This is a genomic window from Paenibacillus tepidiphilus (genome assembly GCF_008635795.1).
GTDB lineage: Bacteria > Bacillota > Bacilli > Paenibacillales > Paenibacillaceae > Paenibacillus_AQ > Paenibacillus_AQ tepidiphilus.
This window is the reverse complement of record NZ_VWRQ01000021.1, coordinates 53,635-69,374: the sequence shown is the minus strand read 5'-3', so window position 1 is coordinate 69,374 and position 15,740 is coordinate 53,635. Positions and strand designations below refer to the sequence as shown.

8 protein-coding genes are annotated in these 15,740 nt (G+C 56.4%); 4 read left to right on the top strand and 4 right to left on the bottom strand.

The features are described from left to right. From F1379_RS22965 to F1379_RS22955, 3 genes are all read right to left on the bottom strand, one after another. Positions 1–864, bottom strand: coding sequence for an ABC transporter ATP-binding protein (locus F1379_RS22965; protein WP_150274421.1), 864 nt, complete (start codon positions 862–864; stop codon positions 1–3). 2 nt (positions 865–866) lie between these two features. After that, positions 867–1,244: a GntR family transcriptional regulator gene (locus F1379_RS22960; RefSeq protein ID WP_150274419.1), complete on the bottom strand. Its 378-nt coding sequence runs from the start codon at positions 1,242–1,244 to the stop codon at positions 867–869. A gap of 210 nt (positions 1,245–1,454) precedes the next feature. Then, a complete protein-coding gene (locus F1379_RS22955) occupies positions 1,455–2,345 on the bottom strand; it encodes an AraC family transcriptional regulator (protein WP_150274417.1) in 891 nt (296 codons plus the stop codon). A gap of 179 nt (positions 2,346–2,524) precedes the next feature. Between F1379_RS22955 and F1379_RS22950 the strand changes: the two genes are divergently transcribed. Together F1379_RS22950 and F1379_RS22945 are read left to right on the top strand one after the other, a co-directional pair. Continuing rightward, a complete protein-coding gene (locus F1379_RS22950) occupies positions 2,525–5,182 on the top strand; it encodes a glycoside hydrolase family 78 protein (protein WP_150274415.1) in 2,658 nt (885 codons plus the stop codon). Between the two features lie 103 nt (positions 5,183–5,285). Then, on the top strand, positions 5,286–6,185 hold the full coding sequence (locus F1379_RS22945; protein ID WP_150274412.1) for an alpha/beta hydrolase: 900 nt from the start codon (positions 5,286–5,288) through the stop codon (positions 6,183–6,185). A 100-nt stretch (positions 6,186–6,285) separates the two neighbouring features. Here the strand turns inward: F1379_RS22945 and arfA are convergent, their stop codons facing one another. After that, positions 6,286–7,797 carry an arabinosylfuranosidase ArfA gene (gene arfA, locus F1379_RS22940; RefSeq protein WP_150274409.1) on the bottom strand — a complete coding sequence of 504 codons (1,512 nt, stop codon included), beginning with the start codon at positions 7,795–7,797 and terminating at the stop codon, positions 6,286–6,288. A 143-nt stretch (positions 7,798–7,940) separates the two neighbouring features. Between arfA and F1379_RS22935 the strand changes: the two genes are divergently transcribed. Both F1379_RS22935 and F1379_RS22930 read left to right on the top strand, forming a co-directional pair. Continuing rightward, complete coding sequence (locus F1379_RS22935; protein WP_150274407.1) at positions 7,941–8,843, top strand: ArsR/SmtB family transcription factor; 903 nt, start codon at positions 7,941–7,943, stop codon at positions 8,841–8,843. A 367-nt stretch (positions 8,844–9,210) separates the two neighbouring features. Next, positions 9,211–15,603: a rhamnogalacturonan lyase family protein gene (locus F1379_RS22930; protein WP_150274405.1), complete on the top strand. Its 6,393-nt coding sequence runs from the start codon at positions 9,211–9,213 to the stop codon at positions 15,601–15,603. The last annotated feature ends 137 nt before the right edge of the window (positions 15,604–15,740 follow it).

The window sequence follows — 15,740 nt, the reverse complement described above, 5'->3', positions numbered from 1 at the left end:
TTATTGTTCCCCCTTAATAAGCAGCAGCATAATTTCGTCAATGGTGCCTCTGTCGACAATGACATCCCGGTATTTCCGTTCGAAGGCTCTCCGGTCGTTCACCAGCACATCAATCTGATAATCCCTTCTCCGGTAGGCCAGCCGGTCTGCCGGGTCCATCTGCTGAAACTGTTCCGACTTGCAGCGGGCAATGCCGTACTCATAGATCAGATGGTCCTTCTTCTCGGTCAGAATGACCTTTCCTTGGTGAATGAAGGTGATATAATCGGCGATCTTCTCCAGATCGCTGGTGATATGCGAGGACATGAGAATCGAACGGCTCTCGTCTTCAACAAATTCCAGGAATACATCGAGAATTTCATCGCGGACGATGGGGTCAAGGCCGGCAGTCGCTTCATCCAGAATGAGCAGCTTGGGCTGGTGGGATAAGGCCACGGCCAGAGCCAGCTTCATGGTCATGCCCCGCGACAACTGCTTGATCTTCGTATTCAGCGGAATATTGAACCGCGCTACCGTGTTCAGGTAGATCTCCTGGTCCCACTGTCTGTAGACACCTGCAATCACCTTCGATAATTTAGCCGGGGTCAGCACGCCGGAGAAATTGACGGCATCGAAGACTACGCCGAGCTGTTCACGCAGATCGGTATCCTGATCCTTCATCTCCCGGCCGAAGAAGGTCACGCTGCCGCTGTCTTTCTTGACCGTATTCAGAATGGCATTCATGGTGGTGGTCTTTCCCGCACCGTTCTCGCCTACGAAGCCTATAATCGTTCCGCGCGGAATGGCGAAGGATACATTGTCCAGGCGAAAGCCGGAATGGGGATAGCTCTTGGTGAGGTTCTTGATTTCCAGGCTGTAAGTCATTCTTATTCCTCCTCGGTGTAAAAAATAGTCAGCAGCTCGGTCAGCTTCGCCAGCGGAATGCCGCCGCTGCGGGCCGTCTCGGCCGCCAGCTCCAGGTATTGCTCGACCTTCCTCTGCAATTCCTCTCTCATGAAATCCTTGCTCTGCGCGGCCACAAAGCTGCCGCGCCCGACGGTCGTCTCGATATAGCCGTCCCGCTGCAGATCCTCATAGGCCTTCTGGACCGTAATGACACTGACATGAATGGATTTGGCCAGTGAACGCATGGAGGGGATCGGGTCGCCGGTCTGCAGCTCTCCGTTCATGATCATCGCTTTGATCTGTGAAGTGATCTGCTCGTAAATCGGCTTGCTTGAGTTGCTGCTGATAATGATCTCCACATAAACCACCTTAATGTATCATAGTGTACTTATACAATAAGTACACTATGATACATTGTTTTGTTTTTGTCAACCGCCAGATTGCAGAACAATTCTCGGGCTTGTCCCGGAAACAGCAAAGCACGCGTCTCGTCCGGGGACAAGTACGCGTGCTGTAAGAGGTGGTAAGTGGGGCGACGGTGAATTGCACCCGTCTGCAGGCTACTTGCTCTATCTGTGGGGTCCTTCTTCCGCCAACGCCGCATTCCGGTACTGCCGGGGTGTCATACCGATCTTCTGCTTGAACAGCCGGTGGAAGAATTTCAAATCCGCATACCCGACTCCGGCAGCGATCTCCGCGACCCCGGCCCGGCCCGTGCGGAGCAGCCGGCAGGCGGCTTCCATGCGGATGCTCTGCACATAACCGGTGAAGCTCATGCCGGTCTGGGCCTGGAAGAGGCGGCTGAACTGCCGCTCGCTGAGATTGGCGCCAGCGGCCAGTGCGCCAAGCTTCAGACTGCCGGCATAATGGCTGCGAATGTAGGCGATGGCTTCGTCTACCGCAAGCCATTGCGGCTTATCCCCGGCAGGCGCGGCGGTCTGCAGCCGGTCTCTGTACATACCGGTCAGAATCCGGACGATGAGCGAGGCGAGGACCGCCAGATATCCCGGCGGCTTGGCCGAGAATTCCCGGTACAATTCCTGGAACAGCAGGTGATAGGCTCCGGCCGTATCCTTCACCGAGAACCAGTGCAGGCCCTCATCCCCAAAGAATCCGCAAATTTCTTCAGCCTGGGGAAAGGCTGCCCGGAGCCCGGACAGATAGCTTACCGGGAACAAACAGTTGTATACAATTAAGGGGCGCTCTTTCTGCGGCGTCTTCGGCCGGAACACATGGCTGTGTCCGACCGGGATGAAGAACAGGGTACCCTGTTCGGCAGGTACCGCCTCATCGGCAATATAATGCATCCCGGCGCCTTCGCTGACATAGGTAATCTCCACAAATTCATGGGAATGGGTGTGCATCTCGAAATTTTCATAGGCCCGGTTTACAAAGATCGGAATCTCGGATGCAAAAAAATCCGCTCCCGACATGACAAATGAGCTTCGCTTGATACTCATGCTTGTTGCCTCTTTTCTAAAGTCCGCCGTATTGATTACAGCGTATGCAATCGGCAGCGGAATGTCCAGATGAAATGTCCGGATCGGCCCATATAAATGTCTGTAAGGCCCCCCTTCAGAAGCCGCTTAGCCCCTTACAATAGACTTATTACTTATTCGTATGAGGAGGAGCGACAGCAATGGCGAATGTAACCGTCTCGAATGTGAAGGTGAATTATAGAAGCAGCCCTCTGGGAATCGACGATCCCCGTCCCCGTCTAAGCTGGCATATCCATTCGCAGTCAAGAGGTGTTGTGCAATCGGCTTATCAGATCCAGGTGGCCTGGACACCGGAATTCGAAGGGGAGTACGTATGGGATACCGGTAAGGTACAGTCGGAGCGCAGTGTGCACGTAGAATACAGTGGTCCTGCCTTGCAATCCCGCACCCGTTATTGGTTCAGGGTCCGGGTGTGGGACGGCCAGGAAGAGGGCTCGCCCTGGAGCGGGGCGGCAGCCTGGGAGACAGCTTTGCTGTCCGCCGGGGAATGGCAGGCCGACTGGATTGCGGCCCCGCCGGTGCTTGCGGATGACGGTGCGGACGCCTGCGATTATTTCCGCACGGAATTCACCATTCCCGACCAAGTGGTCTCCGCAAGAATCTATGCGACCTCGCTGGGCCTCTACCGGCTGTATGTCAACGGCATTCCGGCGGATGATACGTTATTTAACCCCGGCTGGACCAGCTACAGCAAACGGCTGCAATACCAGACCTATGATGTGACAGCCTTGCTCGCTGCCGGCGCCAATTCGCTCGGCTGCATCGTGGGAAACGGCTGGTATAGCGGAAATCTGGCCTGGGACGGCAAAAACGGCTTTTACGGAAACACCCGGGGACTGCTGCTGCAGCTGCACATTACACTGTCTGATGGCTCCGAGCGGATTATTGGGACAGACGGCAGCTGGCGAACGTCCACCGGACCGCTGCTCATGTCGGAAATCTACCACGGTGAAACCTATGATGCGCGGCTCGCGCTGGATGGCTGGGCTTCTCCCGGTTACGCCGATCAGGCCTGGTCCGGTGTGGCTGCTGCGATTCCCCCGGCTGCGGCCCTGGTCGCCCAGGAGAATGAGCCGGCCCGGATAGTTGAGACTCTGAGTCCGGCCGCAGTCCTGACCACGCCCAAAGGCGAGACCGTGCTGGACCTGGGACAGAACATGGTCGGCTGGGTCCGGTTTACGGTCTGCGCTGAGGCCGGAGCAGTGATTACGCTGCAGCACGCCGAGGTGCTGGACCGTGACGGTAATTTCTATACCGGGAACCTGCGCGCCGCGAAGCAGACCGTGACCTATATCTGCCGGGGCGGAGGCGCCGAGAGCTTCGAGCCGCATTTTACGTTCCAGGGCTTCCGCTATGTGAAGGTTGACGGCGTTGCCCCGGATCAATTGCTGGAGCATTTCACCGGCTGCGTCATTCACTCGGATCTGGAGCCGAGCGGCCGCTTCCGCTGCTCGGATGATCTGGTGAACCAGCTGCAGCATAATATTCTCTGGGGCCAAAAGGGCAATTTCCTGGACATCCCGACTGACTGCCCGCAGCGGGATGAAAGACTGGGCTGGACGGGGGATGCGCAGGTGTTTATCCGCACCGCCGCTTTTAATATGAATGTGGTGCCCTTCTTCGAGAAGTGGCTTAAGGATCTGGCAGCGGATCAGCAGGCGGACGGAAGCGTGCCGCATGTCATTCCCGACATTCAGCCGGCGGGCTACGGCTCCTCGGCCTGGGGAGACGCTGCCGTCATTTGCCCCTGGACACTGTATCAATGCTATGGCGACATCCGCGCGCTGGAGACGCAGTATCCCAGCATGAAAGCATGGGTTGAATATATCCGCGCGCAGGGCGATGACGAATATCTGTGGAATACAGGCTTTCATTTCGGGGATTGGCTGGGGCTGGATGCCAAGGAGAACAGCTATGTCGGTGCTACGCCAAGGGATCTGATCGCCACCGCGTTCTATGCCTATTCAACGGAGCTGCTGGCGGAAACCGCCGCCGTACTCGGAAAGGCAGAAGAAGCGGAGCAGTACCGGATGCTGCACGGGAATATTGTTAACGCCTTCCGCCATGAGTTTGTTACGCCAAGCGGCCGGGTTGCATCACCGACCCAGACGGCGTATACGCTGGCCCTGATGTTCGATTTACTGGAGGAGAAGGACCGTGCCCGGACAGCCGGAATGCTGGCTGCGCACATTGTGGACAACGGCAAGCACCTGACGACCGGATTTGTCGGGACCCCTTATCTGTGCCTTGTCCTTTCTCGCTTCGGATACACGGACCTGGCCTATGAACTGGTGCTGCAGCGGGAATATCCGTCCTGGCTGTACTCGGTGCTGCAAGGGGCAACCACCATCTGGGAGCACTGGGACGGAATCAAGCCGGATGGCACGTTCTGGAGCGATGATATGAACTCTTACAATCATTACGCTTACGGCGCGATTGGCGATTGGCTGTACCGTGTATCCGGAGGTATTGAGCTGCTGGAGCCGGGCTACAGGAAAATGCGGATTCAACCGCAGCCCGGAGTGCATTTTAGCTGGGTGGAAGCGGCCTATGATTCTGTCTACGGCACCATCCGGTCAGCCTGGAGAAGGCGGCAGGACGGATCGGCGGAGATGGATGTAGAGATACCTGCGAATACGACGGCGGAGGTTATCCTTCCGGCGGCCAGAACAGGCAGTGTCCTGGAGGGCGGGGCCGCATTGGAACGCGTGGCGGGAATAAGCGGTGCAGAACCGGTCACTGATGGCCTGAAGCTGCAGCTTGGCTCTGGAAGCTACCGCTTTACATTTGCGCTGTAGTCCGCAGAGCCGCATTGTTCGCACAGCCAACTTGTATATAAGTATGGTAGTATATTCGGGATAGCATATTTGCTTTATTCCAATATACAAGGAGTTGTTGCCTGTGGATCAGAGAGCAGCCGAGCTTGCAGCCTATGAGACGCCCGAAGGTACGCAGATTCTTTATGGGGATTTCGCGGAGGGAGGGTCCTTTTATTCCTGTACCTACCGGCCCGATGTCGTGTATGCAACGTATGGCGATGTGGATCGAAGGCTGCAGATTATTATGCCGGGCGGAGGTGACTGCAAGTTCCCGCTTGTTGTCTATATCCAGGGTTCTGCGTGGAGAAAACAGGATGTATACGCCGGCCTTCCTAATCTGTCACAAATTGCAGCCAAGGGGTATGTGATTGCAAGTGTGGAAATCAGGGACACGGATATTGCCCGTTTCCCCGCCGCTGTGGAGGATGTGAAATGTGCGATCCGCTTCATGCGCCGGCATGCAGAAGAATACGGGGTGGACGCGGAGCGTGTCGCGGTGTGGGGAGACTCCTCCGGCGGCCACCTCTCCCTCATGACGGGGCTGACCATCGGTGAGTATAACAACGGCCTGTACAGTGAACAGCCGGATGCCGTCAATGCAGTCATTGATTATTACGGGGTCACGGACCTGCTGACCTTGGGGAAATACAATGATATTCTGGACCACGATGCAGCCGATTCCCCGGAAGGCCTGTTTATCGGGGGTAAGGTGAAGGAACATACGGAGCTGGCGAAGCAGGCGAGCCCGCTTCATCAGGACCTTGATAAAGCGCTCCCTCCATTTCTTATCATTCATGGAGACAGCGACGGAGTGGTACATATTAACCAGAGTATCGAGATGTACAAGGCATTGAAGGCACATGGACAGAATGTGCTGTTCTACAAGGTGGCCGGTGCAGATCACGGACCGGGCTTCTGGAGCCCGCAGGTGCTTGACATCACGGCGAAATTTCTGTCCGCGCACTTGAAGCGGCCGCGGTGAGAGGGAGCTTCAAGCTGCACGCAGAGAGGAATAATGACAAAGATAAAGAGTCTGCCCCTGGGGGACAGACTCTTTATCTTTGTTCACTGCTGCTCTCCGGTCAGCCTCTTGCCGCCTGCAGCCGGATCACGTTCCAGGAAGCCCGGCTCAGCCCGGAGGTTACCACGCCCTGATCCACCTTCGTCTGCCCGCCGCTGCGCGGGAGTACCCGGTTCGGCTGCTCCTTGGTGTTGGCCGCCTTCAGATCATCGCTTTCCAGCACGATATGTTCAATCAGCTGCAGCTCGCCGAAGCTGCGGACATCAATGTCCAGCGCCATGAATTCCTCCAGATGCCGGTTCACCGCGAAGATAGTCAGCTGCCCTTCCTCCTCGTTAAACACCGCCACCGATTCAAGATAAGGGACATCCGTGAAGTCCTTGGAATCGTATTTCGGCGAGCTGACATTGGAGAGCAGCACGGTTCCTCTGCCGAAATTGGAAGCGTGCAGGAACGGATAGTAGGTTGTCTGCAGCCAGAGTGCGCCGCCCGTATCGGTCATGATCGGTGCAATGGTATTGATCAATTGCGCCAGGCAGGCCATCTTCACCCGGTCCGCGTGCTTCAGAATCGTGATCAGGTAGCAGCCGACGGCAAGCGCGTCTTCGTGATTATAAGTGTCCTCGAACTCGGGCGGAGCGATCTGCCAGCGTTCATTGGCACGGCTGCTGCCGACTGTCTTCCACACATTCCATTCATCCAGGGAGAGCATGATCTTCTTGTTGCTGCGCTTCTTGGCTTGGGCGAAATCGCAGACAGCGGTCACGCTGTCAATGAACCGGTCCAGATCAAGGGAGCTGGCCAGGAAATTGCCGGTATCGCCGGCATTGTTGTTGTAATAAGCGTGCAGCGAAAGATAGTCGACCTGCTCATAGGACAAGTCCAGCACCGTCGCTTCCCAGTCGGCGAAGGTCGGCATATTCCTGGAAGAGCTGCCGCAGGCCACCAGCTCGATGGTCGGGTCGACCCAGCGCATGACCTTTGCAGTCTCGTTGGCCAGGCGTCCATATTCCACCGCAGTCTTGGCTCCGATCTGCCACGGACCGTCCATTTCATTGCCCAGGCACCAGGTCTTGAACCTGTGCGGCTCCTGATAGCCATGCGAGATGCGCAGATCGCTCCAGTAGGAGCCTGAAGGATGATTGCAGTATTCGACCAGATTGCGGGCGGCATCCATACCGCGCGTGCCAAGGTTGACGGCCATCATCACTTCGGTGCCGGCCAGCTTGGCCCAATCGGCAAATTCATTAGTGCCGACCTCGTTGGTCTCGGTTGTCCACCAGGCCAGCTCGAGCAGACGCTTGCGCTCCGCCTTCGGGCCCACGCCGTCTTCCCAGTTGTAGCCGGACACGAAATTGCCGCCGGGGTAGCGGATAATCGGCACGTTCAGTGCCCGGATGGCCTTCAGCACATCCTGGCGGAAGCCGGCAGCATCGGCTTCGGGATGGCCGGGATCGTAGATTCCGCCGTATACTGCGCGGCCCAGATGTTCGATGAAGGAACCGTATACCCGCGGGTCTATGGCGGATACGGTGAAATTGCGGTCAATATGCATGCTGGAGCGAATGGTCATGGGATGAACCTCCATTTTAGAATTAGTGTATGAATTAATCCAATGTAATTGAAATCCTACTATATTCGTATCATAATGGGATTTGATAGGGCAATTGATTCTTTTAGGATTCACCCAAAACATAATTCAAAGAGGTGGGGGAAATGCAGCTAACCACGAATGCCAATTCGCTTCGCGTCTATGAAGCACTGGCCAGTGAGGTGCGGCTCAAGATTATCGACAGGCTGTTCGAGAAGGAGAGCCATGTCAAGGAATTGGCGGGGGAGCTGTTTCTCAGCAGCGCCGTTGTCAGCGGCCATATCCGCAAGCTTGAGGAAGCGGGTATTGTCGGAAGCCGGATGGTGCGGGTGGACGGCGGTACCTACAAGGTGTGCTACATACGGACCGAATTCATGCAGATCAGATTATCCCCCGCCAGCCCGGAGACGCTGTCTTTCCATGAGCTATCCCTGCCGATCGGCCAATACACCGACTATGAGGCCTGGCCGACCTGCGGTCTGGCGACAACCCGGGCGCTTATCGGCCAATATGACAATCCGGCCTGTTTTATGGACCCGAAACGCGTGGATGCTGGCATTCTGTGGTTCGCCAAAGGCTGGATCGAATACAAAATCCCCAACTATCTGCATAACGGCGAGTCCCTGCATGAGCTTGAAATCTCGCTGGAGCTCGGCTCGGAGGCGCCCCGGTTCAATGAGAACTGGCCTTCGGATATCCGGTTTTGGCTGAATGGGCAGCTGCTGGGTTTATGGACAAGTCCGGGTGATTTCGGAAAAAAGCGGGGGCAGCTGACGCCGGAATGGTGGTATTCGGATGTGAACCAGTATGGACTGCTGAAGGTGCTGCGGATTAAGAGGACAGGCACTTACGTGGACGGTCAGAAGATCTCTGACATCGGTCTTGGGGATATCGACACAGGGGCGATGAAATGGACCTTCCGCATTGCTGCAGAGGATCAGGGCCGAAGGCGGGGCGGACTTACGCTCTACGGCAAAGGCTTCGGCAACTATAACCAGGACATCATGGTACGCATGTATTATGTTTAGAATGCAGTGAAATATTATTCTAAAAAACAAAGCAAACGCAAAAAAAGCGGGTTTTCCGCTTTTTTTGCGTTTTAACGCGGGGAACTTTATACCATTATTTGATACACTCTGTGCATATTTGGGAGGCAGGCCTGAGAACAGTTTGACATCAGTATACACAAGCCTGCTAAACATGCCGATTTCCCCGAATATGCAGTATCTCCGGAAGAAGTCTAAGGAACAGCGGGTGTTGAAGAAGGAGGGGATGATCGAAGGGCCTGTACATGAAGAGGACAAGAGCTTTGGTGTACGCTGCTATACTGGTTACGTGTTCGGAGGTTCCCCTGATTGCTGCACTGAATTTAGGTCAATAGGAGGAGTTAATTAGATGGGTATAAAAGCTGTCTCCATCAAAAAACCGATGGTTGCATTCTGTATGGCATTTCTGATGCTCTTTTCCCTGATCGTTCCCCCGGCTCCGGGATACGCGGAGTCTGACTCCGGGGCGCCCGGCCGTCAAGCGGAGTATCTGGACCGCGGATTGGTTGCGGTTCTGGTTGACAACGGCGTGTATTTGAGCTGGAGATATTTATATTCGGACCCGGATGAAATCGCTTTCAATGTGTATAAAAACGGATACAAGGTCAATGCGGCGCCGATCAGCGACTCCACGAATTATGTGGACACGACAGGCGCAGACAGCTCCCAGTATCAGATATCGGCCATTGTTGCCGGCAAGGAGGAAATGCAGCCGGAGACGGTATCGGTGTGGCATAACAGCTATTTGCCGATACCGCTGGATAAACCGGCCGACGGCCGCACCAAAGACGGCGGGACTTACTCCTACTATGCCGGCGATGCTTCAGTAGGCGACCTGGACGGCGACGGCGAGTATGAGATTGTTTTCCTGTGGAGTCCAAGCAATTCCAAGGATAACTCACAGGCGGGTTATACCGGCAATGTCTACATCGACGCCGTCAAGCTTGATGGAACGAAGCTGTGGCGGATTGACCTGGGGGTCAACATCCGGGCCGGAGCGCATTACACCCAGCTGATGGTGTATGATCTGGACGGCAACGGCAAAGCCGAAGTCGTCGTCAAGACGGCGGACGGCACGAAGGACGGCCAAGGTACGGTGATTGGCGACGGCAGCAAGGATTACCGCAATGATGGCGGGTACATCCTGACAGGCCCGGAATATCTTACGTTGTTCGACGGACAAACGGGAGCAGCTGTATCCACCGTTGATTACATTCCGCCTAGAGGCGATGTCAGCTCATGGGGCGACGGATACGGAAACCGTGTCGACCGATTCCTGGGCGGCATTGCCTATCTGGACGGCGTGAAGCCGAGCGTAGTGATGGCCCGCGGTTATTATACCCGCACGGTGCTGACAGCCTACGACTATACCGGCGGGCAGCTGGTTCCACGCTGGACGTTTGATACTAAGGAAGCCGGCCAGCAATATGAGGGTCAGGGCAACCACAACTTAAGCGTGCTTGACGCCGACGGCGACGGCAAAGACGAAATCATATACGGCGCCCTGGCCATCGACGACGACGGCAGCCTGATGTACAGCACCGGACTCGGCCACGGTGACGCCTTGCATGCCGGCAAGCTCGATCCGAACCGGGACGGCTACCAGATTGTCAGTGTGCACGAGCATACGAATGCCGAATACGGGCTGGAAATGCGCGATGCCGCGACTGGCGACATTCTCTGGGGACAGTACACCGGTATAGATACCGGACGCGGCATGTCCGCCGATATTGACCCGAATTATCCGGGCTATGAATCCTGGGCCTCCAATATTGTGAATGGCCAGATGGACCCGGTCACCCGCGTCTATGCGGCCAACGGAGAGGTCATTTACGAAGCGAACGAAGTGCCGAAGAGTGCCAACTTTGCGATCTGGTGGGACGGCGATCTGCAGCGGGAGCTGTTCGACCATCAATGGGACAATGCTGCGGCCAAGGGAATTCCGCTCGTCTACAAGTGGGATTACGAGAACAAGCAGCTGAAGGAGATTTTCCGGGCAGCCGGCACCTTGACTAATAATCACACTAAAGGCAATCCGGCCCTGCAGGCGGATATTCTGGGCGACTGGCGCGAGGAGCTGCTGCTGCGCAGCGAGGACAGCTCGGAATACAGATTGTATTCAACAACAATCCCTACCAGCTACCGGATTCCTGCCCTGATGCAGGACCCGGTATACCGGCCGGGTATCGCCTGGCAGAATGTGGCTTATAACCAGCCGCCGCATACGGGATTCTATCTCGGGGCGGAAGCGACGGAGTTCCCCAAAGCGAGTCTGGCGCTTACCGGCGGGAGCACTATGACGGAGCAGGTCTATCACTTTGGCTTCGGCACGAATCCGGCCGCAGGTACGACTGCTGTACAGGATACTCCGTATACAGCTGAAGCGGGATATGGCTTCGAGAACGCAAGCGGAATCAACGTCGGCGCGGGCAGTGTCTCCCTTCCCGAGAACGCCAAGTTTGCCGTTGATCTGCCGAATGCCAACTACAAGGTCACCCTGAAGCTGGGCGACGCAGCCCGCAGCTCGAACGTTGGCGTTAAATCCGAGTTCGTCCAGAAGCTGGCAGTGTCGAATGTGAACGCAGGAGAAACGAAGGTGTATTCCTATGACGTTGCGCTGGTGGACGGTCAACTGGAGTTCCTGTTCACCGGAACCGCCATCGACGTGCAGGAGCTTGTCATTGAGAAGTATCCGGACAAGGTGCCGGGAGCCGCGACGACCATCTATATGGCCGGCGACTCAACCATGCAGTCCTACAGCGGCATGCAGGCACCGCAGGAAGGCTGGGGCCAGGAGTTCGGCCGTTATTTTGCGAACGGTGTCGTGGTCCAGAATGAGTCGATCGGCGGCAGAAGCAGCAAATCGTTCATGGTGGACGGCCGCCTGGACAGCATTCTGCAGCGGATCAAGCCTGGAGATTACTTCTTTATCTCCTTCGGCCATAACGATGCCAGCGCAGGCATTCCGGACCGGTATGCGTCGCCGGCGGATTATAAAACCTATCTGGCCCGATATGTAAACGGTGCCATTCAGCGCGGCGCAACGCCGGTGCTGCTTACTCCGGTAGGGCGCAGAGACTTCAATACGATTACCCAGGAGTTTAATGTAAGCTTCCCGGAATATGTGCAGGCGGCCAAGGAAGTGGCGGCGGAACTGAATGTTACACTTGTTGACTTAAGTCAGCTGAGCGTCGCCTATTACGACAAGATTGGCCTTGCGGCTTCGGAGAAGCTCTTCCTGTACGCCAATCCGGGCGAATATCCGAAGTATCCGAACGGCGTGAACGACAATACGCATTTCAGCGGCTATGGCGCGCAGGTCATTGCCGGCCTGGTTGCGGGAGCGGTGAAGGAGCTGGAGCTGGGCATTTCGCCGTTTGTGATCGATCCGGACCTAGAGGAGCCGGAGCCGGAACCGGAGATTCAGGTGTATGAGGAAGACTTCGAAGGTGATCCTGCCGCCGCCGAATATGCGATGGTCAATGCCACGGGGATCGGCGGAACCATGGCGGGAACGGTTGTAGACCAGAACGGTAACAAGGTGCTGTCTGTTGCCGGTTCCGGCTCCGGGCACCGTGCCAAGGTATTCCGTCTGTTCGATGCGGTGAACGGCGACATTGTCCATGTGAACTTTGACTGGCATTCCGGCAATGTGAGCGCCTTCCCGTCGGAAGGTCATCTGACGCTGCAGGATGCGAATGAGAATATTATATTCACACTGTTTACGAAGACAGGCACCACAGATCCGGGTACGAAAATCCATTATTACTCCGGTCCGTACACAGCGGATTATGGAACCGGAAGCACGGCCGTTCCGGAAGGCGGAACAGCTACAAGCATTGCGAAGAACCAATGGGTCAATGTGGATGCCACCATTAATTTTGCCGAGAAGACCATTGATTTGACGTTGACGAGTCTGGCGGACCCGAGCGTTACGCAGACCATCGAGGGTATCGAGATGTATCCCGGTGCCTATGCCAATAATGTAAGGGGCATCCGCTTCCTGGGCACAAGAAAAGGCGGCGGCGGCACTTTGAACTGGACAACGCAGATTGACAATGTAAAGCTCGAAGGCACGAAGCTCGATGCTGAAGCGGGCGATCAGACTGCGCTTATAGCCCTGCGCGATGAGGTGAAAGCACTTGATCTGTCGGCGTATACCGAAGCGTCTGTAGCAGTGCTGAACAAGGCTTTGGCAGCGGCCGAAGCACTCATCGGCACAGAAGCAACGCAAGCCCAGGTCGATCATGTCTTTAACATGCTGACCGTTGCCAGAGACTCGCTGACCAGCGAGCCTGCCGGTGAAGTCAGCGCGTATAGCTTTGACTTCGGCTCCGGAGCCGCTGCCGATGGATACCTGAAAGTGGATGCCAAGCGGGCTTATGTGGAGGGCAACGGCTACGGCTTTGCCGATACCGCCCTGGTCAAAGACGAGAACCGGGAAACCGGGGACGCGCTGACCGAGGACTTTACCCGTGTGAACGGCACCTCCTTCCTGGTGGAGCTGGAGCCGGCCAACTATCGGGTCACGATGACTGTCGGCGATGCACAGGAATCGACGAACACTGGTATAACGATTGAGCAAATGCCGAAAATGCCGGTGACGACGGTAGCCAAAGGCCAATTCACTGAACTGACGTATGACATTGCCCTGATCGACGGCGTCTTCGACTTTGCCTTCTCCGGCGGTACGCCGAAGATCAACGCTTTGAAGCTCGAGCGTCTGCCGGGGAACGGTGCAGGCGATCAGCCGGTATTATACCTGGCGAGTGATTCTACAGTAGCCAATTATGCCGAGAGCTACCGTCCGCAGGCCGGATGGGGCGAAACGCTGGGCGGTTATTTTAACCTGGATGAGATCAGTGTGGATAACCGGGCCGTCAGCGGCTTAAGCAGCAAGACGTTCCTCGTAGGCGGATATCTCAACGACATTCTGCTGGACATTCATGAAGGCGATTATCTGTTCATGCAATGGTCCCATAATGACTCCACGCCGTCGCGTTTGGAACGTTATCTTACTCCGGAGCAATTCAAGGTGTATTTGAAGGATTACATCAACGGTACGGTGCAGCGGGGAGCCACCCCGGTACTGGTAACGCCGGTCAACCGGCGCGATTTCACCGGAGAAACGCTCAACAAGAGCTTCCCGGATTATGTGAAGGCGATGAAAGAGACGGCGCAGGAAACCGGCACGCTGCTGGTAGACCTCAATCAGGTGAGCTGGGAATACTTCCAGGAGCTCGGTCCTGAAGGCACGAAGGATATCTTTATGTGGGTAGGTACGACAGAGGATAATACCCATCTCCAGATGAACGGTGCAATCAAGGTCTCTGAAATGGTGGCACGGCTGGTGCAGGAGCTGAACATTCCGTTGTCCGAGCTGGTGACTCTGGAAGGGGAGCCTTCGGACGGAAAGGCGCCGCATACAAAAGCGGCGGTGGAAGGCGAATCGCAAGGCGAATGGTATACCTCGGCGGTAAAAGTTAAGTTTACGGCGGCCGATGAAGATTCTGACGTCGAAGCGACTTACTACAAGGTTAACGGCGGTGAAGCGGCAAGCGGCACCGAGTTGACCCTGAGTGAAGAAGGCAACCACACCGTGACCTACTGGAGCGTCGATGTGGATGGCAACAAGGAGAACGAGCAGACGCTGTCCATAGCGATCGATCTCGCACCACCGGTCCTTGAGATTCATGGACAAACGGAATACACCATCGACCAGCAAGTGGAGATTGGCTATACGGCCTCCGATTCGGTATCCGGTGTACCGGCGCCGAGCGGTGTCGTATTGAATGCTCCGGCCTATACACTGGAGCCGGGACTCAATACCGTAACCGCTGCGGTCTACGACTTGGCGGGCCACACGCAGAGCGTTGATTTCAGCTTTGGCGTTACCGCGACCTTCGCCAGTCTGGCGGAGCTGACGCGCACCTTCGCCGCCGGGTCGGCAGACCCGGGTGCGGCAGCCATAGCCGAGCAGCTCGCAGGCAAGCTGCAGCAGGCGGAACAAGCGGCGACTGCGCATGAGGGCGCGAAGGCGCGCCAGCTGCTGGCAGCCTTCAGCAATGACGTCAGCGCTGCCGGCGAAGCCGTGTTCACAGCCGAGCAGGCGGCTGCACTGGGCAAGTGGGCGGCATGGCTCGCTCAGGCGACACCGCTGGCGAGCGGCGCTCCCGGCACACCGGTGCTATCCGACAATAACGGCCACGACACAGGACTGAGAGACGGGGATTACACCGTCACGATGAACCTGTGGTGGGGCAATAACGGCAGCCGGTTCAAGCTGTATGAGAACGGCGAACTGGTGAAGGAGGTAGCGCTGGCCGACCAGTCTCCATCGGCCCAGACCGTCAAGATTGACATTGCCGGCAAGAAGAACGGCACTTACGTCTATACCGGTGAGCTGATCAATGCACTGGGTACAACGAAGAGTGCGCCGCTCACGGTCACGGTGACTGATGCTTCACCGGGGCAGGCGGTGCTCTCGAACGACAACTGGGACGGCGACGGCAGCTTCAATGTCACCATGAACCTGTGGTGGGGTACGAACGCTACCGGGTATGAGCTGTACGAGAACGGCGTTCTGGTCGACTCCCAAAGTCTGGAGGCCCGTACTCCAGGTGCCCAGTCGGCGGTAACGCCGATTTCCGGCAAGGCTAAGGGAACCTATGAATACGAAGCCGTGCTGCGCAATACGGCAGGTGAAGCCCGTACGGCGAAGATGGTTGTGACGGTGCGGTAGCAGGAGCGATGTTAAGACAATAGGCAAATAGGCAGAACAAGAGAGGGCAGCCCGGTATGGGCTGCCCTCTCTTGCCTGGCATGGGGATTATCTATAGGGAATACAATTTTCCACTATTATGATTGGTAGGGTGAATC

Coding starts and splice junctions, on each gene's coding strand:
- arfA (WP_150274409.1), bottom strand. CDS start 7,797: ATGACCATTCGCTCCAGCATGCATATTGACCGCAATTTCACCGTATCC.
- F1379_RS22965 (WP_150274421.1), bottom strand. CDS start 864: ATGACTTACAGCCTGGAAATCAAGAACCTCACCAAGAGCTATCCCCAT.
- F1379_RS22935 (WP_150274407.1), top strand. CDS start 7,941: ATGCAGCTAACCACGAATGCCAATTCGCTTCGCGTCTATGAAGCACTG.
- F1379_RS22930 (WP_150274405.1), top strand. CDS start 9,211: ATGGGTATAAAAGCTGTCTCCATCAAAAAACCGATGGTTGCATTCTGT.
- F1379_RS22955 (WP_150274417.1), bottom strand. CDS start 2,345: ATGAGTATCAAGCGAAGCTCATTTGTCATGTCGGGAGCGGATTTTTTT.
- F1379_RS22950 (WP_150274415.1), top strand. CDS start 2,525: ATGGCGAATGTAACCGTCTCGAATGTGAAGGTGAATTATAGAAGCAGC.